The sequence below is a fragment of the Albidovulum sp. genome, assembly GCF_049646345.1.
In the GTDB taxonomy this organism is placed as follows: Bacteria; Pseudomonadota; Alphaproteobacteria; order Rhodobacterales; family Rhodobacteraceae; genus Albidovulum.
The window spans coordinates 1-2,073 of the sequence record NZ_JBARVQ010000117.1 but is presented as its reverse complement, the minus strand read 5'-3'; the positions used below and the strand labels follow the sequence as shown (position 1 = coordinate 2,073).

Below are 2,073 nucleotides of genomic sequence, written 5' to 3'. Positions count from 1 at the left end.
GCACAGTTCGGCGCGCAGTTTCGGGGACAGACCCAGCGTCGGTTCGTCCAGCACAAGAACCTTTGGTGCGGCAAGCAGCCCCACCGCCAACGAGACCATCTGCCGTTCGCCACCCGACAGAAAGCGGATCTTGTGTCCGATCCGCTCGTTCAGACGCGGGAAGAGCTGGAAGACCCGCGCCAACGTCGGGGCGCCGGGCATATTCGCGCGGGCTCCGGCGGCCATCGGTGCAATGGACAGCACCTCGTTCACCGTCATCTCCGGAAACAGAAGATTGCCTTGGGCGACGTGGATCAGCCCGGCCTGCACGACTTCCCGTGGGTCCATGCGGCGGCGGGTCAGAACGTCATAGTTGAAGTTACGCCAGCGTCGGCTGCCGCGGACCGCTTCGCGGTTTATCCGGTTGCCCTCGATGATCACATCGCCCGTCCAGGGCTCCAGCACTCCGCTCATGGTTTTCATCAGCGTCGTCTTGCCGTGACCGTTCGGCCCGAAAAAACCCAGTGTCTCGCTGTGGTGTAGGGTGAAGCTGACATTCTGAAAGATCTGGATCGGCTGATAACCGCCCGACAAGGCGCGGATTTCCAGAAGCGGGGCGGTCATGCCGCAGCCCCCAGATAGGCCTCTACGACCAGCGGGTCGCGCACCACCGCTTCGGGCAAGCCTGAGGCGATCTTGCGCCCCTGATCAAGCACCATCAGACGGTCCGAGACACCGGTCAGAAGTTCCAGAACATGTTCGATCAGCAGGATCGCGGTGCCCATGTTGCGCAGGTGAATGATCACGTCGCGCATCCGTTCGATTTCGGCGGGCGTCAGGCTCGACGCGGGTTCGTCCAGCAGGATCACCTTGGGATCAAGCGCCATGGCGCCCGCGATCATCACCAGTTTGCGCAGGAAAACCGGCAGGTCGGCGGCCTTCCAGTTATGCAGTGTCGCAGGGAAACCGACCACATTCAGCGCCTGTTCGGCCAGATGGACGTCGCGGGCGTGGTTGCGGCCGCGCCGCGTCTGCTCGATTGCCAGCAACACGTTGTCGATGGCGGAAAAGGACGGAAACACGGTTTCGCGCTGGAAGGTGCGGGCGAGCCCCAGCGCCGCGATCCGGTGCGCGGGCAGGTCCTGAACTTCGTGTCCCTCGAAGATCACCACGCCGGATGTCGCCGCGAATGGTATCCGGGTGATCGCATTGAACAGTGTGCTCTTGCCGCTGCCGTTCGGACCGGCGATGCCGAGTATTTCTCCGGGTTTGAGGAAGAACGAAACATCGTCTACCGCGCGCAGCGCGCCAAAACATTTTGTCAGGCTCGACACCGTCAGGATGGCGTCGTCGTCGATGGCGTCAATGCGCATGGGATACCCTGGAATTCGGGAAAGACCCGCCGGGCGAAGACCCGGCGGGCAAGTCTGGGAGCGTTACTTGGACATCCAGGGCGGCATGACGAACGACCCGTTGGCATAGGCGGCAGGTTCGATCAGGATGCGCTTGCCACCGTCCTGCAACTGCCAGAACGATACTGGGATGTGATCGTTGCTCTGCACCGCCACATGGGTCTCCGGGTCGAATGAGAGGTTGCCGGCAACGGTCGGCCGTTCAATGGTGCCGATGGCCCTGCCGATCGCTTCGTGATCGGTCGGATCGCCGACCTGTTCCAGCGCCTCGAAATACATGTTGGCCATCTCATACAGGCCAACGCCGTAGACGCCCGATTCCAGCCCGTAACGGTCGCGGTAGGCCTGCATCAGTTCCTGTCCGCGCGGCCAGCCTTCGCTGTCCAAGGGCGCGTTGATCAGGTCATAAAGCACGCCGTTGGAATTTTCGCCCGTCAGGGTCACGAATTCTGGCACTGAAGGTGCATACTGCAGGAAGACGAGGCTGTTCGTAGGCGCCTCGAGAAACTGGTTGAGGAACAGGGCCGAGTTGCTGGGCAGATAGTCGGCATTGACGATCAGATCGGGGTTCGCCTCGCGCACCTTAGGCCGTGTTGACAAAAGGGATTCACATCGCGCGCTGCGTGTGATTCAAGCTGGTATCTGCAATGGAGACCAGCTTGGCACGAGACCTGATGTCGGA

3 protein-coding genes are annotated in these 2,073 nt (G+C 61.7%); all 3 read right to left on the bottom strand.

The features are described 5' to 3' along the window. Window positions 1-603, bottom strand: a 603-nt coding sequence (locus WBB85_RS02990; protein ID WP_432637137.1) for an ATP-binding cassette domain-containing protein, incomplete at its 3' end; no start/stop codon positions are given. Further along, window positions 600-1,352, bottom strand: a complete 753-nt coding sequence (locus WBB85_RS02985; protein ID WP_432637136.1) for an ABC transporter ATP-binding protein — start codon at window positions 1,350-1,352, stop codon at window positions 600-602. The genes WBB85_RS02985 and WBB85_RS02990, both read right to left, overlap by 4 nt. A gap of 63 nt (window positions 1,353-1,415) precedes the next feature. Then, a complete protein-coding gene (locus tag WBB85_RS02980) occupies window positions 1,416-1,991 on the bottom strand; it encodes a hypothetical protein (RefSeq protein ID WP_432637135.1) in 576 nt (191 codons plus the stop codon). Window positions 1,992-2,073: the final 82 nt, after the last annotated feature.